This window comes from Bradyrhizobium erythrophlei, assembly GCF_900129425.1.
In the GTDB taxonomy this organism is placed as follows: domain Bacteria; phylum Pseudomonadota; class Alphaproteobacteria; order Rhizobiales; family Xanthobacteraceae; genus Bradyrhizobium; species Bradyrhizobium erythrophlei_C.
In genome coordinates, this window is record NZ_LT670817.1 from 3274206 (window position 1) to 3298474 (window position 24269).

28 protein-coding genes are annotated in these 24269 nt (G+C 62.1%); 16 read left to right on the forward strand and 12 right to left on the reverse strand.

Features of this window, described 5'->3' with window-relative positions; translation table 11 throughout:
• Window positions 1–82: 82 nt before the first annotated feature.
• The 3 genes from B5527_RS15450 to B5527_RS15460 all read right to left on the reverse strand — a co-directional run bounded on the left by B5527_RS15450 (window position 83) and on the right by B5527_RS15460 (window position 2611).
• Window positions 83–1150: a Cj0069 family protein gene (locus B5527_RS15450; RefSeq protein WP_079607297.1), complete on the reverse strand. Its 1068-nt coding sequence runs from the start codon at window positions 1148–1150 to the stop codon at window positions 83–85.
• 69 nt (window positions 1151–1219) lie between these two features.
• Complete coding sequence (locus B5527_RS15455; protein WP_079607298.1) at window positions 1220–1948, reverse strand: sulfite exporter TauE/SafE family protein; 729 nt, start codon at window positions 1946–1948, stop codon at window positions 1220–1222.
• 252 nt (window positions 1949–2200) lie between these two features.
• On the reverse strand, window positions 2201–2611 hold the full coding sequence (locus B5527_RS15460) for a RidA family protein (RefSeq protein WP_079602236.1): 411 nt from the start codon (window positions 2609–2611) through the stop codon (window positions 2201–2203).
• A 758-nt stretch (window positions 2612–3369) separates the two neighbouring features.
• Here B5527_RS15460 and B5527_RS47605 point away from each other — a divergent pair.
• The 4 genes from B5527_RS47605 to B5527_RS15475 all read left to right on the forward strand — a co-directional run bounded on the left by B5527_RS47605 (window position 3370) and on the right by B5527_RS15475 (window position 7184).
• Complete coding sequence (locus B5527_RS47605; protein WP_154072267.1) at window positions 3370–3507, forward strand: hypothetical protein; 138 nt, start codon at window positions 3370–3372, stop codon at window positions 3505–3507.
• 51 nt (window positions 3508–3558) lie between these two features.
• Window positions 3559–5250: an SWIM zinc finger family protein gene (locus B5527_RS15465; RefSeq protein WP_425305073.1), complete on the forward strand. Its 1692-nt coding sequence runs from the start codon at window positions 3559–3561 to the stop codon at window positions 5248–5250.
• 154 nt (window positions 5251–5404) lie between these two features.
• Window positions 5405–5755: a Lin0512 family protein gene (locus B5527_RS15470; RefSeq protein ID WP_079602238.1), complete on the forward strand. Its 351-nt coding sequence runs from the start codon at window positions 5405–5407 to the stop codon at window positions 5753–5755.
• 91 nt (window positions 5756–5846) lie between these two features.
• Window positions 5847–7184, forward strand: a complete 1338-nt coding sequence (locus tag B5527_RS15475) for an amidohydrolase (protein WP_079602240.1) — start codon at window positions 5847–5849, stop codon at window positions 7182–7184.
• A 24-nt stretch (window positions 7185–7208) separates the two neighbouring features.
• On the opposite strand, the gene B5527_RS15480 is transcribed toward B5527_RS15475, so the two are convergent.
• The 6 genes from B5527_RS15480 to B5527_RS45325 form a co-directional block, all read right to left on the reverse strand.
• Window positions 7209–8519 carry an MFS transporter gene (locus tag B5527_RS15480; RefSeq protein ID WP_154072268.1) on the reverse strand — a complete coding sequence of 437 codons (1311 nt, stop codon included), beginning with the start codon at window positions 8517–8519 and terminating at the stop codon, window positions 7209–7211.
• Window positions 8516–8857, reverse strand: coding sequence for a hypothetical protein (locus B5527_RS15485; RefSeq protein ID WP_079602241.1), 342 nt, complete (start codon window positions 8855–8857; stop codon window positions 8516–8518). The genes B5527_RS15480 and B5527_RS15485 overlap by 4 nt, the downstream gene beginning before the upstream one ends.
• Window positions 8858–8859: 2 nt before the next feature.
• Window positions 8860–9423 (reverse strand): isochorismatase family protein, encoded by a 564-nt coding sequence (locus tag B5527_RS15490; protein WP_079602243.1) that lies wholly within the window; start codon window positions 9421–9423, stop codon window positions 8860–8862.
• Window positions 9424–9459: 36 nt separating this feature from the next.
• Window positions 9460–9930 carry a MarR family winged helix-turn-helix transcriptional regulator gene (locus B5527_RS15495; RefSeq protein WP_197689305.1) on the reverse strand — a complete coding sequence of 157 codons (471 nt, stop codon included), beginning with the start codon at window positions 9928–9930 and terminating at the stop codon, window positions 9460–9462.
• A 79-nt stretch (window positions 9931–10009) separates the two neighbouring features.
• Window positions 10010–10549 carry a disulfide bond formation protein B gene (locus tag B5527_RS15500; RefSeq protein ID WP_245332613.1) on the reverse strand — a complete coding sequence of 180 codons (540 nt, stop codon included), beginning with the start codon at window positions 10547–10549 and terminating at the stop codon, window positions 10010–10012.
• 27 nt (window positions 10550–10576) lie between these two features.
• Window positions 10577–10735 (reverse strand): DUF5993 family protein, encoded by a 159-nt coding sequence (locus tag B5527_RS45325; protein WP_172842566.1) that lies wholly within the window; start codon window positions 10733–10735, stop codon window positions 10577–10579.
• Window positions 10736–10823: 88 nt separating this feature from the next.
• Here B5527_RS45325 and B5527_RS15505 point away from each other — a divergent pair, with 88 nt between their 5' ends.
• Complete coding sequence (locus tag B5527_RS15505) at window positions 10824–11207, forward strand: ArsC family reductase (RefSeq protein ID WP_079602249.1); 384 nt, start codon at window positions 10824–10826, stop codon at window positions 11205–11207.
• A 3-nt stretch (window positions 11208–11210) separates the two neighbouring features.
• Here B5527_RS15505 and B5527_RS15510 read toward each other — a convergent pair whose 3' ends face one another.
• A complete protein-coding gene (locus B5527_RS15510) occupies window positions 11211–11807 on the reverse strand; it encodes a TPM domain-containing protein (RefSeq protein WP_245332614.1) in 597 nt (198 codons plus the stop codon).
• 34 nt (window positions 11808–11841) lie between these two features.
• Entirely contained in the window at window positions 11842–12444 is a 603-nt protein-coding gene (locus B5527_RS15515; RefSeq protein WP_079602252.1) for a PAS domain-containing protein, read from the reverse strand.
• A 377-nt stretch (window positions 12445–12821) separates the two neighbouring features.
• Between B5527_RS15515 and B5527_RS15520 the strand changes: the two genes are divergently transcribed.
• The 9 genes from B5527_RS15520 (at window position 12822) to B5527_RS15560 (ending at window position 21990) form a co-directional block, all read left to right on the forward strand.
• Entirely contained in the window at window positions 12822–13577 is a 756-nt protein-coding gene (locus B5527_RS15520) for an ABC transporter ATP-binding protein (RefSeq protein ID WP_079602254.1), read from the forward strand.
• Between the two features lie 7 nt (window positions 13578–13584).
• Entirely contained in the window at window positions 13585–14331 is a 747-nt protein-coding gene (locus B5527_RS15525; protein WP_425305099.1) for an ABC transporter ATP-binding protein, read from the forward strand.
• A gap of 31 nt (window positions 14332–14362) precedes the next feature.
• On the forward strand, window positions 14363–15586 hold the full coding sequence (locus tag B5527_RS15530; protein ID WP_079602257.1) for an ABC transporter substrate-binding protein: 1224 nt from the start codon (window positions 14363–14365) through the stop codon (window positions 15584–15586).
• 68 nt (window positions 15587–15654) lie between these two features.
• Entirely contained in the window at window positions 15655–16518 is an 864-nt protein-coding gene (locus B5527_RS15535; RefSeq protein WP_079602259.1) for a branched-chain amino acid ABC transporter permease, read from the forward strand.
• A gap of 1 nt (window position 16519) precedes the next feature.
• On the forward strand, window positions 16520–17488 hold the full coding sequence (locus B5527_RS15540) for a branched-chain amino acid ABC transporter permease (protein ID WP_079602260.1): 969 nt from the start codon (window positions 16520–16522) through the stop codon (window positions 17486–17488).
• Between the two features lie 259 nt (window positions 17489–17747).
• Window positions 17748–18392: a DUF47 domain-containing protein gene (locus B5527_RS15545; RefSeq protein WP_079602262.1), complete on the forward strand. Its 645-nt coding sequence runs from the start codon at window positions 17748–17750 to the stop codon at window positions 18390–18392.
• A 14-nt stretch (window positions 18393–18406) separates the two neighbouring features.
• Window positions 18407–19417 (forward strand): inorganic phosphate transporter, encoded by a 1011-nt coding sequence (locus B5527_RS15550; RefSeq protein WP_079602263.1) that lies wholly within the window; start codon window positions 18407–18409, stop codon window positions 19415–19417.
• An 85-nt stretch (window positions 19418–19502) separates the two neighbouring features.
• A complete protein-coding gene (locus B5527_RS15555; protein WP_079602265.1) occupies window positions 19503–21122 on the forward strand; it encodes a peptide chain release factor 3 in 1620 nt (539 codons plus the stop codon).
• A gap of 256 nt (window positions 21123–21378) precedes the next feature.
• The gene (locus B5527_RS15560; protein WP_079602267.1) at window positions 21379–21990 is read left to right on the forward strand and encodes a hypothetical protein; all 612 of its coding nucleotides are present in this window, start codon (window positions 21379–21381) and stop codon (window positions 21988–21990) included.
• Window positions 21991–22177: 187 nt separating this feature from the next.
• Here B5527_RS15560 and B5527_RS15565 read toward each other — a convergent pair whose 3' ends face one another.
• Window positions 22178–22588, reverse strand: a complete 411-nt coding sequence (locus B5527_RS15565; RefSeq protein ID WP_079602268.1) for a hypothetical protein — start codon at window positions 22586–22588, stop codon at window positions 22178–22180.
• A 269-nt stretch (window positions 22589–22857) separates the two neighbouring features.
• On the opposite strand from B5527_RS15565, the gene B5527_RS15570 reads away from it, so the two are divergent.
• Entirely contained in the window at window positions 22858–23442 is a 585-nt protein-coding gene (locus B5527_RS15570; protein WP_079607301.1) for an NnrU family protein, read from the forward strand.
• A gap of 1 nt (window position 23443) precedes the next feature.
• On the forward strand, window positions 23444–24268 hold the full coding sequence (panB, locus tag B5527_RS15575; RefSeq protein ID WP_079602270.1) for a 3-methyl-2-oxobutanoate hydroxymethyltransferase: 825 nt from the start codon (window positions 23444–23446) through the stop codon (window positions 24266–24268).
• The last annotated feature ends 1 nt before the right edge of the window (window position 24269 follow it).

Below are 24269 nucleotides of genomic sequence, written 5' to 3' on the forward strand. Positions count from 1 at the left end.
CATATCTCCTTTGGCAACGCGCGACGTCCGGCTCGACCTGTTCCTCGGCCTCACGAATTGGGCGATCTTTCTGGCTGCCTCGTCAACTTAATCGTCGCGCCCCGTCTTTCGATTGCAGCCGAGTCATTGCCAGGCGCGCGATTTCCAAGGGCGCCTGTTCCGGAAAGGGAAACACGGAACTGACATTGATCTCGCAAAGCACGTAAGTATCCTGGCCCGCTGCGTCGCGTGGTCCATAAAGAAAGTCGGCGTCCCAGATGATCGGCAGAGAGTCGGTGTCGATGCCCAGCAGTTGCATCATATGAGGCGTCCACTCGGACTCCATCTTTGTCCTCAGCGCCTGAAACGCCCGCGCCGAAGCCGGATGCATGATGCGCGGGCCGGGCTGTGCCGCTTCCGAGTACGGACCTTCGGGAGGCGGCGGCATCAGCGCCTTGATGAGCTGGTGTCCGAAGCCGACGACCTTGTCCGCGCCCATGTAGCAACGGATCATGCCGTCGGGCAGCCGGGCCTGGAATGGCTGATCGACGATGCAGCCGTCGTTCGCGAAATACGTTTCGCACCGGGTCATGAAATCGCCGAGCTGTATATCCTGAGGTACGCTGCCACGGGGCGCATGCAGCACCCGAACGGTTTCGCCGCCTCGCGCGGGTTCGGATGCGAGCTCGACTTTCCACACGCCTTCGCCGCCGTTGCCTCGGTTCTGTTTCAGGACCCGCGCACCCGCCACTCGCAGGCGCTGCGGAAACTCTTCGCGGAATGCTGCAGCGTTGCGATACAGATGGGTGTCGGTGCCCCAGCCGAGATGCCGGGTGCGATAAAGGACTTCCTTCACGCCCATCTTGAGGATCACGTCGGGATGGGCACTGACCCACACGCCTTTCGACGCCACGTCCCGCAACAGCGCATCGAGCACAACCCGGTTCTGTCCGGCAAAAAGAGGATCGACCCAGACGAGGACACCGCTGCAGCGGAGAAGCTGCTCGCGCACTTGATCGGCCACATCATCGGCATAGATCGCGGGCTCCGCTTGGATGCCGAGCGCGGCCATCGCTTCGAAAACGCGATGAAGTCGATAGTCTTGTGGCGTAAGCGCATGCCATTTCGGGGTGTCCCGGGGCCAGAGTAGCGCCAGCTTGCTTGGGGTCATGTTGAGCCTTTCGTTTTTCACCTGCCGCTAGAGAAGGGAGACCAAGCAACTGCCGCGATCTCAAACCCGCTAGAAACTCAAAGCCAAACCCGAGGCGAACAGCAACGCAAGCACCAGCTTTCGAAATGCCGCTTCGTTCAATCTTCCGAAAAGCTTCAGTCCGAGCCAGCTTCCCGCGAGGAGGAAGGGAAGGCCGATCACAAACAATTTGACCGTTTCGGGCGTCACGGTTCCTTTTGCGCCGAGCCACAGCGCGCTTAATGCAAAAATGAAAACGGCGACCGGTTGGAATACGGCGCGTTGCACATCTTTGGGCCAGCCGCGCAGGCCCGACCATATCGTGACCAGGATTCCAGCAAGCCCGGTCAGTCCGCCGAGAACCCCATTCAGGAATCCGACGCCCGCGTCGGCCACGGCTCCGCCCGCGGTCGGCTTTAGCGCCGGCCGCAAAAGCGCGTAAACGCTATAGACGATCAGAAGAACACCGACGCCGACGCGAACCTTGTGCGGGTCGGCCCAGGTCAGAAGCGTGACGCCGACGGGAACGCCGATGGTCGCACCCAGGAGAAACGGCCAAAGCTTTCGCCCGTCCAGCGAGTTCCGGAGCTTCCAGACCGAGTAACCCTGCACGATCAGGCCGAAGGCCACGATCAGCGTTGCGGTCTGCAGAGGGGAAAGGAAATAGAGCCAGAGGGACGCGGCAACCAGCCCGAAGGCAAAACCTGAAAGCCCGGCGACGAAGGCGCCGGCGAACGTGGCGAAAAGAAAAAGCGGGATTTCCAGATTTAACCCATCCATATGCTCGCTCCATAATTTGGGCGAGCAGCGCTTGAATGGGAATGCCATTTGAAGGGGAGGCTGCGAGATCCCCATTTGCAGCTTAGCAGGTAAGCGCCGGCATGCAAGCAGGCGCGCGCCCTATTATGCTTCCCGGCGTTTACTGTTGAGATCTGCAATAGCGGGGCGAGTAACGGCAGAAGAATGCAATCAGGGGCAAATCCTGGCAAGTGGCTACGGGCACGAACTCGCCAGGCGGGGGCGGCCTCTTGATCAGACCGCGGCGATCGTTTGCACCTCGACCAGGAAAGCTTCCTTGACCAGCCGGTCGACCATGAGAAGGGTGTTCGGCGGATACTTGCCGTCCGGAAACATCTTTGGGAATTCGCGCAACCGAAATTCCATGAACTTTGGGATGTCCTGCGAATGGACAAGGTATGTCGTGAACTGAACAACGTTGGCCCAGGATGCTCCCGCCGATTTCAGTGCCGCCTCGATATTGCGAAAGACCTGCGCCGTCTGAACGTCGAATTCGCCCTCGCCGATGACATTGCCTGCGGCGTCGCCCGACAGCATTCCCGCAACAAACAGGAATTCGTTCGCCCTGACGCGCGTCACATGGGTGTACTGCCCCATGGGAGGGCCAAGTTCCTCGGGATTATAGATGTTAATTTCTGCTGGCATCGCCGTTCCTTTCTTTCCTACCCTGCTCATGGAACGGCAACGGTAACAACAACCGTGGGAGGTCGGAAGCGTCGGTACCGGTTATTTACATGAATCCTGCTGATGTCTGTTTGGATCTTGTGTCACGAGTACGCCGGTCCACACGGTGGTGCGGCGACGGAGTCGATATCAGGGGCTTCCGGACGGAGATAAATGGTCGAGGACGGCCATGGACCTTCATTTGCAAACTGCCTGTCGGGCAAATCAAAAAAGCCTGTCCAGCCCTATTTGAAAAAATATTCGGATTTTCAGAAAACGCAAATCAGCCTATCTCATTCGCCGTCCCGTCCCAACAGAGGGGCGGCTCGCGATCGTCACGAACGCGGGGCGGGATGCGGTGGCCGCAGCAGTGTCGGCACGCAGCGTGGTTGCAGGGCGATCCCTTCGGGGATCGTGAGCAATTAACAGCGTGCAGACGAACGATGCTGACGCGGACGGCGAAGTCGTGTGGTCCTGACGCCTCGACGCTGGCGTCAAGTTTTGCGGAGACGTTTTGCGCCCAACCGGGTTGCAACGCGCCACTATCCGCAAGGCGACGGTGGCAAACAAGCCGATCACCGGGGAGAGCGCGAAATAAGCCGTAAAACCATTGTGCAGGGAAGGCCGGATGAAACCGGTGACCTGTGGTCCTACCCCCGTGCTCTCTTTGCACGGGACCCATGGGTGCATCGGACACCCGGCTTTCCCTGCGCCCTCTGTTTTCAGGAGGGACAAAGTTCATGCATAGCTCGGGCGCCTCGCGTCGCGGGATCGAACGCGCACGCGTGCGGCTGTTTGAAAATCGCACGACCAAGAGTGTTGATCGTTTGGTTTATGGCCTTGACGTCAAAGCCGCCGGGACGATTGAATGGAAATGAAAAGCGCGCCGGGCACCTGATCGGCACCGAACCGCTGCTGCAGCCGAACCCATGAAAGCCGATAGCCGACCTCGTTTCGACGTTGACGTTTTGCGCAAGCTTGCCGGCGCGAAAGTGTTCGCGCGCGGCGAAGCCTATTACCGCGACGGCCAGGTCGAGATTGTTCTCGTCAAGCCAGGGCGCGTGCTGGCGCAGGTCGCAGGTACGGAGGACTACCGTGCGGAACTCACGGGATCCGGCAAGGATTTTGACGGCGAGTGTTCCTGTCGTGCGTGGGAGGATTTTGGCTTCTGCAAGCACCTCGTGGCCACCGCGCTGGCGGCCAACGATCTCGGTGCCGACGATGCCGATGGCCCCAGTGCGCTCACCCGCATCCGCGATCACCTGAAGCAAAAAGGTGTCGATGCCCTGGTCGAGATGGTGCTGGATCTGGCGGAGCAGGATCTAGCGCTGCTTCGCAAACTCGATGCGGCTGCGGAATTGATCCACGCGGATGACAAGACACTGAGGGCGCGACTGAGCAAGATGATCGACGGCGCGACGCGCACGAGAAACTTCGTTGACTATCGTCAGGCACCGGGTTGGGCAACCCAGGTCGATAGCGTACTGGACACCATTGCCGCCCTGACGCCGGGTGCTCGCGCCGGCGTCGCGCTCGAGCTTGCCGAGTACGCGATCGACAGCATCGAACAGGCGATCGAGGAGATCGACGATTCCGACGGCCATTGCGGGGCGCTGTTGGGCCGCGCGCGCGACATCCATCTCGCCGCCGCTCGCGAAGTGCGGCCCGATCCGGTACGGCTTGCCCGCGATCTTTTCGCCCGCGAGATGGCGGAAGCCTATGACACCTTCGACGGCGCCGTCGCGCTTTACGCGGACATCCTCGGCGACATCGGGCTCGCCGAATACCGCCGCCTCGCCACGGAGAAATGGGAGAAATTGTCAGCCATCGGTGGCCGGGAGCAGAGCGATGAGGAGGATGAGGACGAGTCGTTCGGCAATCAGCATCGGCTGATGCGCATTCTCGATTTCTTCGCCGAGCGGGCCGGCGAGGTCGACACAAGGATCGCCCTGCGGGCCAAAGATCTGTCCTCGCAGTGGAGCTATCTGCAACTCGCCGAGTTTTGCCGTTCCCAGGGCCGCGAGGAAGAGGCTCTTCGCCGTGCCGAGGAGGGCCTTTGGATATTCGAGGACGCGCGCCCGGACGAGCGGCTCGTGTTGTTCGTCGTCGAACTCCTGTCCGGGGCTGGCCGAAAGGCGGACGCGGAGGCGCATCTGCAGCGGGCTTTCGAAAAGGCGCCAACCCTCGAACTCTACAAGTGGCTTCGCAAATTCGGCGGTGATGCTGCGCGCGAGCGTGCCGTGAAGTTACTGGAAGCCAGGCAGGGGCGGCGGGAGCGAACGGGTTGGCATGACCACGGTCAGCTTCTCATCCGCATCTGGTTGCATGAGAAAATGTTCGACGCAGCCTGGGCGGCCGTGGGCAGGCACGGGGCGTCAGCGGGCTTGAAGGATGAGCTCGCCAAGGCCAGCGAATCGACGTATCCGCGCGAGGCGGTCGAAGTGTATACCGAACGTGTCGAACAGTTCGCCATGGCTGGCAGCGCGTCGGCATACGCGGAAGCTGCGAAACTGGTCGCGCGGATGGCGACGTTGCGCGGCAGGACCGAACAGGCCACCTATGTGCTGGAACTCAAGGTGCGCCACGGGCGCAAACGCAACTTCATGAAGCTGTTGGGCTGAGTTCGACGTTGGTGCGCGTCAACCGCATGGTCTATGACGTCACGTGGAAGCCGCCGGGGACGATCGGGTGGGAGCAGCGCCAGCCTTGACCGCCGCGACGAAAATAGCGAAAGATGAATTACTTTCTCGCACCCTAACGAAAGCAAAAAACCCGATGGCACGCGTGCGCTGTATCACCGAAATGGGCATGGGCGTCGACGTTCACGGCCGCGACTCTACTAAGGCCGCCAGGCGCGCGGTTTCGGACGCCATCCGCCACTCCAGCGTCGGATTTTTTCGGATGGTGGGCAAGACCGCCAACGACATGTTCGTCGATGTCACCATCGGCGTGCCGGACCCCGGCTCGGTCGATACCGCAGCGGTCGCCAAGGAGCTGCCTTACGGAACGGTGACCGTCACCGCGGTCAAAGGCGGGCTCGAAATTCCTGCGGAGCAGGGCGGCGATGCCATCATCATCGCCAATGCCGCCGTAATCGTGACTCTCGACGACGGCAAGTCCGGTTAGCCACCCCTCCATCTGTCGTCCGAGCTGCCCGGCCCGCGGCCGCTCACGTCGACCAGAAATCCTCATCCGGGCGATCAAGGAGCGTTTTGCGATGCACCGGTTTACCAAATCCCTGCTCGCGTCCGCGGCGCTGTCCGCGGCGAGCCTTTTACCGGCCCACGCGGAGATCGACGTTATCAGGCTGAAGGCCGCCATCGGGAAGTCGGTCGAAGCCGACTATCCAAAACTCGACGCGCTCTACAAGGATATCCACGCGCATCCGGAAATTGCCTTTCAGGAGGTGAAAACCGCGGCGAAGCTCGCCGCTGAAATGCGCGCGCTCGGTTTCGAGGTCACCGAGAAAGTCGGCAAGACCGGTCTGGTCGCCATCTACAAAAATGGCGATGGTCCCACCATCATGGTGCGCACCGAACTCGACGCGCTGCCGATGGAAGAGAAGACCGGCCTTTCCTATGCCAGCCACGACAAGACCACCTGGAACGGGCGGGAGACCTTTGTCGACCACAGCTGTGGCCACGACATTCACATGGCGAGCTGGGTCGGAACCGCGAAGACGCTGGTCGGCCTGAAGGACCAGTGGCAGGGCACGCTGATGTTCATCGCCCAGCCCGCCGAAGAGACGGTGTCGGGCGCCAAGGCCATGCTTGCCGACGGCCTGTTCACGCGATTTCGCAAACCCGACTTTGCTTTTGCGCTGCATGACGGCCCCGGCGCTTATGGCACCATCACCTATCGCGAGGGCATCGGCTCGTCCAATTCCGACAGCCTCCAGATTACGTTCCACGGCCGCGGCGGTCACGGCGCGGCGCCGCAGCGCACCATCGATCCCGTGATGATGGCCGCGCGCTTCATCGTCGATGTGCAAAGCGTGATCAGCCGCGAAAAGGACCCGACCGAATTCGGTGTCGTGAGCATCGGCGCGATCCATGGCGGCACCGCCGAGAACATCATTCCCGACGACGTCCAGATTTTCGGAACCATCCGCACCTTCAAGCCGGAGGTGCGTGCCAAAATGCTGGCCGGGATCGAGCGGACGGCGAAGGCGGCGGCCGCCATGTCGGATGCGCCGGCACCGGACATCAGGATCACCGAGGGCGCCAAGGCCGTCATGAACGATCCCGCCGTGGTCGAAACCGCGGCCAAGGTGATGAAGGTGGCCTTCGGCGACAAGTTCAAGACTTCGCCGCCGGGTACCCCCAGCGAGGATTTCTCCGAATTCGTCAACGCCGGCGTGCCGTCGATGTTTTTCAACATCGGCGTCTACGAGCCGGAACGTGTTGCCGCGGCAAGCAATGGAACCGGTCCGCAATTGCCGTCCAACCATTCGCCGCTGTTCGCGCCGGTGCCGAAGCCGACCATCGAAACCGGCATCGAGGCCATGACGCTCGCGGTCCTCAGCGCCTTCGATCAGCACGCCCGGGGCAAATGAGAGCCGAGGACGCAAGCCAGGGATTCACGTCGCCTGCTGCTCGCCGGCGGGATGGCTGGGTCGACGCGAACCGGTCACGGGCTCGCCGTCATCGATGTTGAAGTGCAGGCGCGCGCCGTCGAGGCGCAGGCTGAGGTGACGGTACTTCACGAGATAGTGGATGCCGACGATGGCGGCGGCAAATCCGCCGGCGGCGCCGACGCCAAGCGCCCACGGCGGGCCGAACCGGTCGGCCACCCAGCCGACGATCGGCGCGCCGATTGGCGTGCAGCCCAGCGCGATCGCCAGACGGATCGCCATCACGCGCCCGCGCATCGCCTGATCGGTGGACAGTTGCATCAGGCTGTTGGTCGAGTTGGTAAACGTCAAAGCCGAGACGCCGATGATGACGAGCGCGATGCCGAACAGCGAGCTATTCGGCGCCACCGCGGCCAGCGCGCACCCGAGTCCGAAGATCGCGCCGCCGGCCACGAGCAGCGCGAAGCGCGGTTTTTCGCGGCCGGCGGCGAGCAGCGCGCCGACGACCGTTCCGATCGCCATGATCGAGGTCAGGAAGCCGTATTGGCTGGCTCCGCCATGAAACACCTTGACCGACATCGTCGAAATAAAGATCTGGAAGTTGAGCCCAAACGTTCCGATCAAAAACAGCATGACGAGAACGGCCTTGAGGTCGGGCCGTTTCCAGACATAGCGGAAACCTTCAGCGAAGCTGCCGCGCGTCCGCACGGCTCTGCTTTGCGGATGAAGTTCGCCGACGCGGATGAATGCCAGCGAGCCGAGCACGGCGACAAAGGAGGCGGCATTGATCAGGAACACCCAGCCGGATCCCACCGACGCGATCAGGGTGCCGGCGATGGCCGGACCGATCATCCTCGCGGCGTTGAAGGATGTGGAATTCAGCGCCACGGCATTCGACAGGTCGGCTTCTCCGACCAGTTCGGCGACAAAGGTGTGCCGCGCCGGCGAGTCAAACGCGGTGACGCAGCCGAGCAGAAACGCGAACATGTAGACGTGCCACAACTGCACGAGCCCGGTGACGGTAAGGATGCCGAGGCCAAGGGCAAGGGCGCCCATCGCGGCCTGGGTGCCGATCAGCAGCTTTCGCCGATTGAGGTGATCGGCCGCATAGCCGGTCAACGGCAGCAACAACAGATGCGGTCCGAATTGCAGCGCCATCACCACGCCCATCGCGGTGGCGTTGTTGTGGGTCAATTGGGTGAGCACCAGCCAGCCCTGGGCGATGCGCTGCATCCAGGTCCCGACATTGGACACGATCGCGCCGGCGGCCCACAGCCGATAATTGAAGCCATTCAGCGAACGAAAGGTGCGCTTCACCGGGCCTCCCGTGAGTCGCCGGGAGAATTGCCGCCGTGGAGGCGTCCAAACATCCGCGCCATCAGCAGCGCCATGAGAAGCCCGCCGAGCCCGCCAGCAACCGCATGTTCCGTCGAACGCAGATCGAAGTCTCCGACGCGGCAGATCAGAACATAACCCACGACCAGGTTGAAAAAGCCCCAGAGCACATTGACCGTCGAAGACGACAGACCCTCGCCGCGCGGTTTCGCAAACGGACTTTGAAAGGGACGTCCCATTACGCCGCTGACAACATGCGGAACAGCGTTGGCGAGAAACGCGCCGCCGAAAAAGTAGGATGCATCGTGCAGCCAGTTCATCGTCATGGGCTCCTCTTGTCGAGAAGATCGATGATCTCCTGGCTGGTGCCGGTTTCGCCCAACTTCGGGAAGATGTGCGCGACGCTGTTGTGGTGGGCGTCGAGGTTCAAGTCGGTCAAGGCGTCGACCGCCAGCCCGACGTTGAAGCCGAGTTCGTAGGCGTGGCGCGCCGTCGACTCGACACCGATGCTGGTGGCGACCCCTGCGATCACGACCTGCGTGACACCGAGGCTCTTCAGGTACGTTTCGAGATCGGTGTCGGTGAAGGCTCCCCACGTCCGCTTCGTCACCAGATGGTCTTGCGGCTGCCGGTTCAGTTCGGGAATGAGATCGGTCCACCCGGCGGGAAACTCTGTCATCCGGCGTGGCTGTTCGGTCCGGCCCGGCGGGCCGGCGTCCACATTGACGAGCACGACCGGCAGGCGGTGGCGGCGAAATGCTTCGGCGAGCGCGCTGGCGTGCTTCACGACATCGCCGATCGGGTGAACGGTCGGCAGCGAAACGATGCCTTTTTGCAGGTCGATGACGATCAGAGCGATTTTGGGATCAATGATGGTGACGGTCATGGTTCTCGCTTGCGTGTGGTTTGAAGTGTGGGCCGTTCATGACTCGGCCAGGCGCTTGATCAGCGCGGCGGCGGAGATCAGGGATTGCTGTTCTGATGGGTCCAACTTCGCCGTGGCGGCCAACAGCCATTCCCGCTTGGCGATATTGCGCTGCCGTCTCGCCTCGATACCCTCGGCGGTCAGCTCGAACAGCACTTGCCGGCCATCGGTCGGATGCGGCCTGCGCTGGACCAGCCCTTCCTGCTCCAGATCGGCCAACGTGGTGCCCATCGATTGCGGCTTCACGTGCTCCGAGCGGGCGAGGTCCGCCGTCGTCATCGCGCCGACCCTTTCGAGCCGGGCCAGCGTCGTGAGCTGCGACCAGGTCAGCTCACCCGGGTTCACCTCCGCGCGCAGCCGGCGCATCAACTGCCCAATCGCCAGCGAAAGCTCGGTGACAGCGGTTTCGACGGGGACGGGCGGATGGGGGATTTCGTCCATAGGCCCGTGATAGAGATCGCCAGCCAAACTTGCAAGTCCAAACTGGCAAGTTTAACTGTCGTCTATGACCTGAGGTCCAAGCCGGGACGATCGCGTGGGACTGATGTCATTTCGTCGAATTGAGCAGTTCGTAAACAACGGGGTCTTCCGCGCAGGCCGCAAAACCACATTCCAGCAGGGTCGAAACGACATTCAACACGGTCAGGCCGATCACCAGCGCCACCGCCGTATGAGCGAAGGCGCCGGGCGCAACCTGCAGCCCTTCGGAGCCCCGCGCGAATTGGCGGTCAAACAGCAGGACCGCCGCGAGCAGGAAAATGGCCGCGGCAAAGCCGATCAACGCCCACGAATAATAATGGTAACCGAACAGCGCCGTGCCGTAGCCGGCGTCTCCGGGCGCGATATGCAGCAGGACCTGGCGTGTCGAAAAGGCCGCGCCGACGGCGGCCGCCAGCAGCGACAAAGCATAGTGACTGGGGCGTGGCCCCCAGCGGACATTCAAAATGGGGCCGATAGCCAGCAGCGCGAACTGGATGCGCTGGAGCAGGCACAGAGGGCAGGGCAGTTCGTGCAGCAAGAGTTGTACGGCGAAGGCCGCCGCGAGGACCAACGCTATCGCGTAGAGGCCAAGCGCGTTGAGGATCACGGCGAACGCGCGGGTCATCGAAGTGCCTTAGAACGACAGCTTCAGCGTATCGGTTGCGTGGTGCAGATAGGTTGCGACGGAGCCGGCGAGCGTGGCAGCGAACAGCGTGAGTGCGAGGGATCGCGAGCCTCGCCAGGCAACGAGCATGACGATTGATATGGCCAGGAAAAGCGCTGTGAATTCCATCTTCGCCCCGGATGCAAGTAAGCCGACAGTACTTTACACAATACGCTACATTAAGCCGCCGATCAGCGCCATTGTGGAATGAATTGAAATGACCATCACCGTCTACGGCATCAAGAACTGCGACACCATGAAGAAGGCGCGCGCCTGGCTCGACGGCCACGGCGTCGCTTACGCATTTCACGACTACAAGACCGAAGGCATCGCGAAAGACAAACTCAGGCAATGGTGCGACGAACTCGGCTGGGAGACGCTGCTCAATCGCGCCGGCACCACGTTCCGCAAATTGCCGGACGCCGACAAGGAAGGCCTGAATGAGCGCAAGGCGCTGGCCTTGATGCTGGCGCAGCCGTCGATGATCAAGCGGCCGGTGCTCGATCTCGGCGGCAAAGTGCTGGCGGGCTTCAAGCCGGAAATTTATGCGAAGGAAGTGGCGGCATCGGGCAGCAGTTCGCGCGGCAAGTCGGCTCGTTAAAGTCTAGCTCAACTCGATAATGTCTTCCGACGCGCGGTGGCCGGCCAGGACGCGGACGAGATCGCGATCGATCACCGCCCTGACGATGATGACGGGCACGGCCTTGGGCCGGATTCCCATCAGGTTCGAGAGCTTGAAACCGCCCTCGATGCTGATGGCCTTGTAGGAGCCGACGATCTGCTCGACGCGACCGGCGCTTCCGAACGGCAGCAGCAACCGCTCATAGGAGACGTCCTTGCCGTCCGCGTCCTGCACCGTCGAAATCGAATAGATCGGCCGCTTTCGGGCCAGGCAAGCGCGGTAGCAGGGAACCACCCGCGCGTAGAGTTCCGGCGCGATCGCATCGTCGAGATAGCGGTTGGTCCGCTTGTCCGGATCGATGTGCTCGTTGCCGTAGGTCATGGCCAGCCGCGAACCTTCCTGAGTAATCAGGAATCGCGCGCCATCGCCTTCACCCTCGACGTCGAATCCCATCATTTCCGCCAGCTCGTCCGCGATCTGATCGGGTTGGTAATCGTCGATCGCGGGCATGGTGCGGCGCTTGTTGTGCGCGCGCAGCCACGCATTGAGCAGTTCGCGCTGCTTTATGGACCGGACCACCGAGGGATTAGCGCTAGCAAATTCCATTCGAATGCTAACTGAATTCGATCACGTCGCCGGCCGGAATGCGGCCGGGGGCGCGGTGGAAAAGATCGCGGTCGATAACGGCGCGAAGCTTCGGCGTCGGCATCGAATCATTGCCTCGCATCAGATTTTTGATCTCCAAGCCGCCGTCTTCGCTGATGGTCTTCAGCGATGCGATCACATGCGTGACCTGGCCGCCTTCCGAGAACGGCAGCAACAGCCGTTCATAGGCAACGATCCGTCCATAGATGTCGTCGATGTTGGCGATGGTGTAGACGGGAAGGGCGCGCTTGAGGCATTCATGGTAGACCGGCATCACGATGGGTATGAGCCGGGGCCCGAGATATTCGTCGAGATGCCGGCCCTTGCCGGTATTGCCGTAGGCGCTCGACATCCGCGTGCCCTCGCTCTGGATCATCAGGCGCCGCGGCTGCTGTGCGCCATCGACGGTATAATAGACGAGGTCGGCAAGTTCATCGGCGAGCCGCGTCGGCTGGTATTCCTCGATACGCGGCATCAGCTGCTCGCGGGCGTAGAGCCGCAACCAAGTGTTCAGCAGATCCCGCTGCTTGATCGATTTAACGACCGATGGGTTGGCGCTCTCGAAATCCAAGGCTGCAATCCGTCACCAGTGCAAAACGCCAGACCATCGGCTGGATCGGCAAATTTTTGATGAAAGCGCTTGATTGCATCGAAACACCGTTAATGGCGGCTTTCGGTGCGGCAGGGCGTCGCGCTGAAAACGTCCGTCAACCCCGCCCAAATGTGGCTCTCGGGCAATTCGACTATGGGCCAAACCATGGCGACGCCCGCGCCGCCCGTCTGCCCAGCTTTCCACCTTGCGCAAACCCTGCCGTTGACGGCATATTCCGGCCGGAGGCGGCCGGTCCGGGACGGAATTTCCAAGACGTCTTGAGAGCACCGGCCGATTAGGAAAAATTAGCTACGCGCGAGGGGACTTCGCGACGATGGCTAATGGGGGAACTTTGATTGGCCGATGAGTTCATTCTCGAAACCCACGGATTGACCAAGGAATTTGCGGGATTCTTCGCCGTTCGCGGTGTCGATCTGCGGGTCCGCCGTGGCAGCATTCACGCGTTGATCGGGCCGAACGGGGCCGGTAAAACGACGTGCTTTAATCTGTTGACCAAGTTCCTGAAGCCTTCAGCGGGTACAATTCTGTACAAGGGACAGGACATTACCGCGCTGGCGCCCGCCGATGTAGCGCGTCTCGGCCTGGTGCGCTCGTTTCAGATTTCGGCCGTATTTCCGCATCTGACCGCGCTCGAGAATGTCCGGGTCGCGCTGCAGCGTCAGCACGGGCATTCCTTCGATTTCTGGCGTTCCAAAACGGTGCTCGACCGCTTCAACGGCCGCGCGCATGAATTGCTCGACGATGTCGGCCTGAGCGAGTTTGCAATGACGCCGGCGGTCGAGATGCCCTACGGGCGCAAGCGCGCGCTCGAAATTGCAACCACGCTGGCGCTAGATCCCGAGATGATGCTGCTCGACGAGCCGATGGCCGGCATGGGGCATGAAGACATCGACAAGATCGCGGCGTTGATCAAGCGCATCTCGGCGAAATACACCATCCTGATGGTCGAACATAATCTGAGTGTGGTCGCCAACCTCTCCGACATCATCACGGTGCTGACGCGCGGTCACGTGCTGGCGGAAGGCAATTATGCCGACCTCACCAAAGATGAGCGCGTCAAGGAAGCCTATCTGGGGGCAGGTCATGCCTGATTCAGTGATGACCGGTGCAGTAGCGACCAAGTCCACACCAACGGCCGGCGCCGGCACGCCGGTGCTGTCGGTTCAGAATCTCCAGGCCTGGTACGGCGAATCGCACATCCTTCACGGCATCGATTTCAATGTGAAGGCCGGCGAAGTGGTCACGTTGCTGGGGCGCAACGGCGCCGGCAAGACGACCACGCTGAAATCGGTGATGGGGATCATCGGCAAGCGCACCGGCGCGATCCGTTTCAACGGTCAGGATATTATCCGCGCATCATCGGATAAGATCGCCCGCCTCGGCGTCGCTTTCTGTCCGGAGGAGCGGGGGATTTTCGCAAGCCTCGACGTGCGGGAAAACCTGTTGCTGCCGCCGATCGTCCGCAGCGGCGGCCTGTCGCTGGACCAAATCTTCGAGCTGTTTCCCAATCTGAAGGAGCGCCTCAACAGCCAGGGCACCAAATTGTCGGGCGGCGAGCAGCAGATGCTGGCGATCGCCCGAATCCTGCGGACCGGTGCCCGCTTCCTGATGCTGGACGAGCCGACCGAGGGGCTTGCGCCGGTCATCATCCAGCAGATCGGCCACACGATCGCGCGGCTCAAGAACGAAGGTTTTACCATCCTTCTGGTGGAGCAGAATTTCCGCTTCGCCGCCACCGTCGCCGATCGCTACTACATCGTCGAGCACGGCAAGATCATCGACGGTTTCGCAAACGCGGAGCTGTCGGCCAATATGGACAAACTTCACACCTATCTGGGCGTCTGACAACAATGAGAAAATCAAAAAGGATATCAATATGACCAACAGGATTATCGCATCGTTGTTGCTTGGTACCGCGCTGAGCATCGCCTCGGCGAATTTCGCCGTTGCGCAGGACAAGACCGTCAAGATCGGCGCACTGTCCGATCAATCCGGGTTGTACGCCGACCTGGGCGGCCCGGGTTCGACGCTGGCCGCCCAAATGGCGGTCGAAGATTCGGGCCTGACCGGCAAGGGCTGGAAGATCGACGTCATTTCCGGCGATCACCAGAACAAGCCCGACGTCGGTGCGAACATTGCGCGCCAATGGTTCGACGTCGACAAGGTCGATGTCATCGTCGACGTGCCGAACTCCGGCGTCGCGCTTGCCGTCAACAACGTCGTCAAGGAAAAGAACGGCGTCTACATCAACTCGGGCGCCGCGACCTCGGATCTCACCAACGCGCAGTGCTCGCCGAACACCGTGCACTGGACCTACGACACCTACATGCTCGCCCATTCCACCGGGCAGGCGCTGGTAAAGGCCGGCGGCGATACCTGGTTTTTCCTCACCGCGGATTATGCCTTCGGCGCCGCGCTCGAACGTGACACCACGGCCGTCATTTTAGCCAATGGCGGCAAGGTGCTCGGCGGCGTCAAGCATCCGCTGAACACCTCGGACTTCTCGTCGTTCCTGCTGCAGGCGCAGTCGTCGAAAGCCAAGATCATCGGTCTGGCCAATGCCGGCGGCGACACCACCAATTCGATCAAGCAGGCGGCCGAATTCGGCATCGTCAAGGGCGGGCAAAAGCTCGCGGCGCTGCTCCTGTTCCTGACCGACGTCAAGGCGATCGGTCTCGAAACCGCGCAAGGGCTGAACTTCACCGAGACCTTCTACTGGGACATGAACGATCAGACCCGCGCCTTCTCCAAGAAATTCGAGGCCCGGATGAAGAACGGCGCGCCGCCGACCATGGTTCAGGCCGGCGTCTATGCCGGGCTGCTGCACTACTTCAAGGCGCTGGAAGCGCTCGGCGGCAATCCGCACGACGGCATCAAGGTCGTGGACAAGATGAAGTCGATCCCGACCGACGATACGCTGTTCGGCAAAGGCATGATCGAGTCCAACGGCCGCACCATCCACTCGGCCTATCTGTTCGAGGTGAAGAAGCCGTCGGAATCGAAGGGACCCTGGGACTTCTACAAGCTGATCGGCACGGTTCCGGGCGACCAGGCTTTCACGCCGCTGGACAAGAGCACCTGTGCGCTGCTGAAAAAGTAACCCCTGACGTTCGGCGGCATGGTGCCGCCGAACGTTTCGCTGTGAGACGTTGATCGCGAGAAAGATTCATGCAGGCCCTTTACGCCCAGCTCCTGGTGGGACTGATCAACGGCTCGTTCTATGCGCTGCTCAGTCTTGGGCTTGCCGTGATCTTCGGCATGCTCAATATCATCAATTTCGCGCATGGCGCGCTCTACATGATGGGCGCGTTCTGCGCTTATTTTCTGCTGAACGTGGCCGGCATCGGATACTGGCCGGCGCTGATCGTGGCTCCCATCGTGGTCGGCATTTTCGGCATGATCCTCGAACGGACGATGCTGCAATGGCTTTCCGGCCTCGATCATCTCTATGGGTTGTTGCTGACATTCGGGCTGGCGCTGATCATCCAGGGCGTGTTTCAGAATTATTTCGGCTCCTCGGGACTGCCTTACGCGATCCCAGATGAATTGAAGGGCGGCATGAATCTCGGCTTCATGTTCCTGCCGATCTATCGCGGCTGGGTCGTGGTGTTCTCGCTCATCGTGTGCCTGCTGACCTGGTATCTGATCGAGCGGACGCGGCTTGGCGCCAATTTGCGCGCCGCCACCGAAAATCCGACGCTGGTGCGTGCTTTCGGCATCAACGTGCCCAGGATGATCACGCTGACCTACGGGCTGGGCGTCGGCCTTGCCGCGCTGGCCGGGGTGTTGTCGGCGCCGATCAACCAGGTCCGGCCGCTGATGGGCGCCGATCTGATCATCGTGGTGTTCGCGGTGGTAGTGATCGGCGGCATGGGTTCCATCATGGGATCGATCATCACCGGCTTTGCACTTGGCGTGATCGAGGGACTGACCAAATACTTTTATCCCGAGGCCTCCAACACCGTGGTATTTGTCCTGATGGTGCTGGTGCTGCTGGTAAAGCCATCGGGACTGACGGGACGGGCGAGCTGACATGACGGCGATGACCGACGATACGCTGCCGGTGACTCCGCGCACCATTCGCGACGAGATGATCGCGTTCGGCGTCATGACGGCGCTGCTGCTGATCGTGCCGTTCACCGGCGTCTACCCGTTCTTCGTGATGCAGGCGCTGTGCTTTGCGCTGCTGGCCTGCGCGTTCAACCTTTTGATCGGTTATGGCGGGCTGTTGTCGTTCGGCCATGCGATGTTTCTGGGCACGGCTGGATACGTTTCCGCGCACGCGCTGAAAGTGTGGGGGGTGTCGCCCGAACTTGGAATTCTGGCCGGCACCATCGCCGCCGCCGGGCTTGGCGTCATCACCGGCCTCGTCGCCATCCGCCGCCAGGGCATCTATTTCGCGATGATCACGCTGGCTCTGTCGCAACTGCTGTATTTCATCTACCTGCAGACGCCGTTCACCCATGGCGAAGACGGCATTCAGGGTATCCCGCAGGGCTACCTGTTCGGAATCTTCAATCTCGCCAGGCCGACGGTGCTTTATTACGTCATCGTGGCCGGGTTCCTGTTCGGTTTCCTGGTGATCTTCCGCACCATCAATTCGCCGTTCGGCGAGGTATTGAAAGCGATCCGCGAGAATGAGCCGCGCGCGATTTCGCTCGGCTACAAGACCGACCACTACAAGCTGCTGGCCTATATCCTCTCCGGCACGCTGGCGGGATTGGCCGGCTCGCTCAAGGTGTTCGTTGCGCAGAACGCATCGCTGACCGACGTGCACTGGAGCATGTCGGGCGAAATCGTGCTGATGACGCTGGTCGGTGGCCTCGGTACCGTGTTCGGCCCGGTGGTCGGCGCCTTCGTCATTATCGCCATGCAGCAATATCTGGCCGGCTTCGGACAATGGGTGACGGTGATCCAGGGCGTCATCTTCGTGGTCTGCGTGCTTACCTTCCGCCGCGGCGTGATCGGCGAGATCGCGCATTATTTCCGGCGGTCGCTGTAAGTCCGCGTGTCCCGGACGCGGTGCAGCGCCCTTCGCGCTGCTCCGCTGAGCCGGGACCGATCCTTCCTCCCGTGCACCAGATGGGCCCCGGCTCAGCTGCGCAGCATTCCATGCTGCGCAACGTCCGGGGAACGTCCGCACAAACCAGTGGATGACCGGGTTCCGGCGGCCGCTCGCGGCGCGCTTGCCCGGGAAATAGTTTATGACAATTATGTGACAGGCGGGTGGCCGGTCAATCCCGCAATAATGGACATGTCAGATGCTGCGTTGGTTTCGCGCCTTTCTCCCCAGGGAAGAGCGGTTTTTCGACCTGTTCGCCCGGCATGCCCAGACCGTGCTGCAGGGCGCGCTGGCGCTACAGGACATGCTGCGCGGCGGCGATGAAACCCCGCTATTCTGCCAGCGCGTCAACCAGTTCGAAAACGACGCCGACAATATCACCCGCGAGGTGCTCACCGCGGTCCGCCGCACGTTCATCACCCCGTTCGATCGCGGTGACATCAAGAACCTGATCACCGCGATGGACGACGCCATCGACCAGATGCAACAGACCGCGAAGGCGGTCGTGCTGTTCGAGGTCCGCACCTTCGAACCGCCGATGCGGGAAATGGGAACGCTGCTGGTCGAATGCGCCAATCTGGTTGGACGTGCGCTGCCGCTGCTGAAATCGATCGGCGACAATGTCGCGATGCTGACGGCGATCACCGAAGAACTGACCAAACTGGAAGGCCGGGTCGACGATCTCCACGACATCGGCCTGAAGGAGCTTTTCCTCAAACATCGCAACGCCAACACGATGGATTTCATCGTCGGCGCGGAAATCTACGACCACCTCGAGAAAGTCGCCGACCGGTTCGATGACGTCGCCAACGAGATCAACAGTATCGTGATCGAACAGGTATAGGGCAGGGCCGCGCAGTGGATGCCACGCTTGGTCTTCCGATTCTGGTCGGATTAATCGCAGTCGCGCTGCTGTTCGACTTCCTCAATGGATTGCACGACGCCGCCAACTCGATCGCGACCATCGTATCGACCCGGGTGCTGCGGCCGCAATACGCCGTGCTGTGGGCTGCGTTCTTCAATTTCGTTGCCTTCGCGGTATTCGGGCTCAACGTCGCGCAAACCATCGGCACCGGGATCATCGAGCCGAGCATCATCGATGCGCAGGTGATCTTCGCTGCCTTGATCGGCGCCATCATCTGGAACCTGATCACATGGGGATTGGGGATACCGTCCAGCAGTTCGCATGCCTTGATCGGGGGCCTGGTCGGCGGCGGAATGGCCAAGGCCGGGGTTTCGGCCGCGGTCTGGAGCGGCCTGTCGAAGACATTGCTTGCCATCGTGCTGTCGCCGGTGGTCGGATTTTTGCTGGCGCTGGTCCTGGTGGCGATCGTGTCCTGGGCCTCGGTACGCTCGACGCCGTTCGCGGTCGACCGCGCCTTCCGCATCCTGCAGTTCGCGTCCGCCTCGCTGTACTCGCTGGGTCATGGCGGCAACGATGCGCAAAAGACCATGGGCATCATCGCGGTGCTGCTTTATTCGCAGGGCGAGCTCGGCGAGCACTTTTTCGTGCCGTTCTGGGTGGTGCTGGCGTGCCAGGCGTCGATGGCGTTGGGCACCTTGATGGGCGGCTGGCGCATCGTTCGCACCATGGGCTTGCGGATCACCAAGCTGACGCCGATGCAGGGGTTTTGCGCCGAGACCGGCGGCGCCGCGACGCTGTTCATCGCGACCTGGCTCGGCGTCCCCGTTTCCACGACGCATACCATCACCGGCGCCATTGTCGGCGTCGGCGCGGCACGCCGGGTCTCGGCGGTGCGCTGGAACGTGGCGAGTTCGATCGTCTATGCCTGGGTGATCACCATTCCGGCCTCGGCCGCCGTCGCGGCGTTGGCGTACTGGTCGGTGTCGCTCTTGCGCCACCGCTGATTGGAGTTTGGCCGCCTAATCCCTATATCGGATTGTGCCGATCCTCCTTGATCCAACCGGGTTTCCCTGCCAAACGCTCAGCCCCATGTCCGACCCCGCTATCGCCACCGAATCACCGACCCGTGCACCCTTCGCCGCCGAAGTGGCGCGACGGCGGACCTTTGCGATCATCTCGCATCCGGACGCCGGCAAGACCACGCTGACAGAGAAATTGCTGCTGTTCGGCGGCGCGATCAATCTCGCCGGCCAGGTCAAGGCCAAGGGCGAGCGGCGTAACACCCGTTCCGATTGGATGAAGATCGAGCGCGAGCGCGGCATCTCCGTGGTCACCTCGGTAATGACGTTCGAGTTCGAGGGCCTGGTGTTCAATTTGCTGGACACGCCGGGCCACGAGGATTTTTCCGAGGACACCTACCGCACCCTGACCGCGGTCGACTCTGCGGTGATGGTGATCGACGCCGCCAAGGGCATCGAAGCACGGACGCGAAAGCTGTTCGAGGTCTGCCGTCTGCGCGACATTCCGATCATCACCTTCATCAACAAGATGGACCGCGAGAGCCGCGACACCTTCGATCTCCTGGATGAAATCGAAAAGACGCTGGCGCTCGACACCACGCCGATGACCTGGCCGGTCGGCCGCGGCCGCGATTTCCTCGGGACCTACGACGTCGTCAACGGCGGCGTGCGCCTGCTCGAAGGCGGCGGCGCCAAGACCGGTGCCGCGCAACAGATCGACATCGCCGATCTCGCCGGCCGCAACGCCAATCTCGACGTCGGCGCCATCAAGGATGAACTGGCGCTGGTGTCGGAGGCCTGCCAGCCGTTCGAACTCGAAGCCTTTCGCGAGGGCCATTTGACGCCGGTCTATTTCGGCAGCGCGCTGCGCAATTTCGGCGTCGGCGATCTGTTGGAAGGTCTGGGGCGTTTCGCGCCGCCGCCGCGCGCGCAGGACTCCAACCTGCGCAAGGTCGAAGCCGCCGAACCGCGGATGAGCGCCTTCGTTTTCAAGATCCAGGCCAACATGGATCCGAACCATCGCGACCGCATTGCGTTCGCGCGGCTGTGCTCGGGCAAGCTTACACGCGGCATGAAGGCGAAGCTGGTGCGCACTGGCAAGAACATGTCGCTCTCCAGTCCGCAATTCTTCTTTGCTCAGGATCGTGCGCTGGCGGACGAGGCCTTTGCCGGTGACGTCGTCGGCATTCCCAATCACGGCACGCTACGGATCGGCGACACGCTGACCGATGGCGAGGACCTCAGCTTTGTCGGCGTGCCCTCGTTTGCGCCGGAAATCGTCCGCCGTGTCAGGCTGACCGATGCGATGAAGGCGAAGAAGCTCAAGGAGGCCCTGCAGCAGATGTCGGAGGAGGGCGTGGTGCAGGTGTTTCGTCCGCGCGACGGCGCGCCGGCGCTGGTCGGCGTGGTCGGTCCGCTGCAGCTCGACGTGCTGAAGGCGCGGCTCGACGCCGAATATGCGTTGCCGGTCGAATTCGAGGTCAGCGAGTTTCAGCTGGCGCGCTGGATTTCGTCCGACGACCGCAAGAAACTCGACGCCTTCATCGCCGCCAACGGCTCGGGGGTCGCCGACGACGTCGACGGCGATCCGGTGTTTCTCGCCAAGAATGAGTTCTATCTCGGCTACGTCAGCGAGCGCGCCGAGGGGATTAATTTTTCCAGCATCAAGGACGTGAAAAAGAAGGCGTGAGACGGGACGCCGCTCAGCCTTCTTGCCGTCGTCCTCCGCGAAAGCGGGGGACCCAGTACGCCGCGGCCTTTCGATTCAATCACAGGCGCCTCCGGAATACTGGGCGCCCGGTCAAGCCGGGCGAACGGCGGTGGTTTTCGTGGGAACCGCGTAACCAAGCGCGCGGATGTGAACGAAACCAGCCTTGATACCGGCCAACGGGTCCATCATTTTCCAACGGGGTATCTCTATGTGTTGCCCATGAGGGGCTCGTTTCATGCTCGGACGCATCTTCATCTGGCTCGTCGTCGCCGTTGCGGTCATCGCCGGCGCCGGAGCGGCTCAAGCCCAGCACCGGCATGAAATCAATCCCGTGCCGTTCTCGCATTCCCCCTGCAGCGTGCTCGAACGCGGGCCGTGCACGCCGTATTACTGCAGCGTGTTCAATCACGGCCCGTGCATTCCCGAAATCGATTATCCCTATGGCGAAAATCTGCAGGTGACGGTCGACAGCGTGCCGCCGCATGACGACGCCGCCAAATATAAAAAGCCCGACCACGATCTCAACACCATCGGCGACTTGTTTGCGGCCCTGCGCTCCTGCTGGACACCGCCGCCGGCGGATTCCGCGCGCGAGGGCATGCAGATGTCGGTGCGCTTCAGTTTCAAGCGGTCGGGCGAGATGATCGGTGCCCCGCGCATGACCTACTCCACGGAAGGCGCTTCGGCGGATACCCGCGCCACCTATCTGAAGGCAATCAACGCCTCGCTTGACGCATGCATGCCGCTCAAATTCACCGGCGATCTCGGCGGCGCGCTTGCCGGACGGCCGATCGCGATCCGCTATGTCGATAATCGCGAGCTGCAGAAGCAGTCGGGAACGCCGTGAGCGGGGTATGTCATTCCGGGGCGCGCCAGCGGCGCGAACCCGGAATCCCGAGGTTGGCTAGTGACGCTTCATCGCTTCGAACTTCCGGGTCTGGCCCTCCGGGCCATCCCGGAATGACCGCGGGGGTGGGAGAGCGCACAAAAAGGGGCGGCCGATGCGGCCGCCCCTTTTCGCCATTATGGTCTGATTACTGGCAGAGATGCCGGCGGCCGTCTTCGCCGCGGAACCAAGTCCCGGGCTGACAGACGAAGCCGTTCTGGGGCCCATAGCCGCTGTCGTACGCGCCATAACCGCCGTCGTAACCGTTATCGTAGGCATATGAATCGCCGTAATAGCCGGGGCCGTAGCCGCCGCCATAATAGCCGCCGCCGATCACTGCGCCGGCAATTGCGCCCGCTGCGAGTCCGGCTCCAATCCCGACGCCGCGCCCCCCGCGAAATCCACCGCCTCTACCGCCGCCGCCCGCGAAGTGCGCGCCGCCGCCGTGAAATCCTGCGTGACCTCCGCCGCCGCCATGTCCAGCCCGTGCGAACGCGGGGGAAGATGCCGCCAGTGCAACTGCCAGACAGGCAGCGCCGATCGTTCCAAATTTCGTCATAACTGTTTCTCCTGATGTGTCAGGAAGCAATGGACCGGCGGATGATATGTTCCGAAGCTAACCGCGTTGTAATGTGGTCAAAACAGCTCTGGATTCCTTCGGGAAGGCCGTTGTCCGCTGGCGCGGACGATGGAGGGTCAAGCCCGCGCATCTGAACCTGCGGAGCCGTCTCGCGCCCAGGATCGGCCCACGCATTTTGGCGCATTGCGGCCTCGGCCCCTAAAGTGTTACCCGATGCTCGCAACGCCGGCCCTGCAATGGAGGACATCTTGGGACTGCTGATGATGATCCTGGGGCTGGTGCTGTTTCTCGGCATCCACACGCTGACCACGCAGCGCGAACTGCGCGCGCGCGTGATCGGGTCATGGGGCGAGGGCGGCTACAAGATCGGCTATGCGCTGGTGTCGCTGGCGGGCCTTGCGCTGATCGTCTGGGGCTTTGCGCATTATCGCGCAGAGGGGATGATCGAGATCTGGACCCCGCCGCGGGCGCTGAAACACCTCACCGAGGCGCTGATGCTGCCGGCTGTCATCCTGGTGGTGGCGGCCTATATCCGCGGCCGGATCTTCACCACGCTGAAGCATCCGATGCTGGCTGGCGTCAAGCTGTGGGCGGTGGCGCATCTGCTCGCCAACGGCGATCTCGGCTCCATCATCCTGTTCGGCTCGTTCCTGGCCTGGGCGGTGTTCGACCGAATCTCGCTGAAACGACGTGCCGATCCCGGCGCGCCGCCAATCCCGGTCGGCGGCGTCGGCAACGACCTGATCGCGGTGGCGGTCGGGGTCGTCGCCTATCTGGCGCTCGGCTTCGCATTCCATCCCGTCGTGATCGGCGTTCCCGTGTTCGGAGTCTGACATGTCTGTTCAATCGACCATCAAGCGCAAGACCGCGCCCGATATTCGCGCCCGCAAGAATGGCGAGCCGATCGTGATGCTAACCTCGTATCACGCCCATACCGCGGCATTGGTCGATCGCTATTGCGACGTCATTCTGGTCGGCGATTCCCTTGGCAATGTGATGCACGGTTTCGAGACCACGGTGCCGGTGACGCTCGACATGATGATCCTGCAGGGACACGCGGTGATGCGCGGCTCGCAACATGCGCTGGTTGTGGTCGACATGCCCTTCGGTTCCTATGAAGCCTCGAAGGAACAGGCGTTTCATTCCGCGGTCAGAATCCTCAAAGAAACCCATTGCGGCGCTGTCAAGCTCGAAGGCGGTGCGCGGATGGCGGAAACCGTCGCGTTTCTGGCCGAGCGCGGCATTCCCGTGATGGGCCATATCGGGCTGACGCCGCAGTCGATCAACACGCTCGGCTCGTTTCGCGCGCAAGGCCGCGAAGAGGGCAGCTGGGAGCCGATCGAGAACGACGCCACAGCGATTGCGCAGGCCGGCGCATTTTCGGTGGTGATCGAGGCGGTCGCCGAGCCCCTGGCGCGCAAGATCACCGAGACCATCGCGATCCCCACCATCGGCATCGGCGCCAGTGCGGCCTGCGACGGCCAGGTCCTGGTGCTGGAAGATATGCTGGGGCTGTCGCCGCGGGCCCCGAAATTCGTCCGTCGCTACGGCAATCTCGGTCCGATGATCGAGGCCGCCATCGAGGGCTATGCCACCGACGTGCGCTCGCGGGCTTTCCCCGGACCCGAACATGTCTACGGCATGAAGGCCAAAAGCTGAG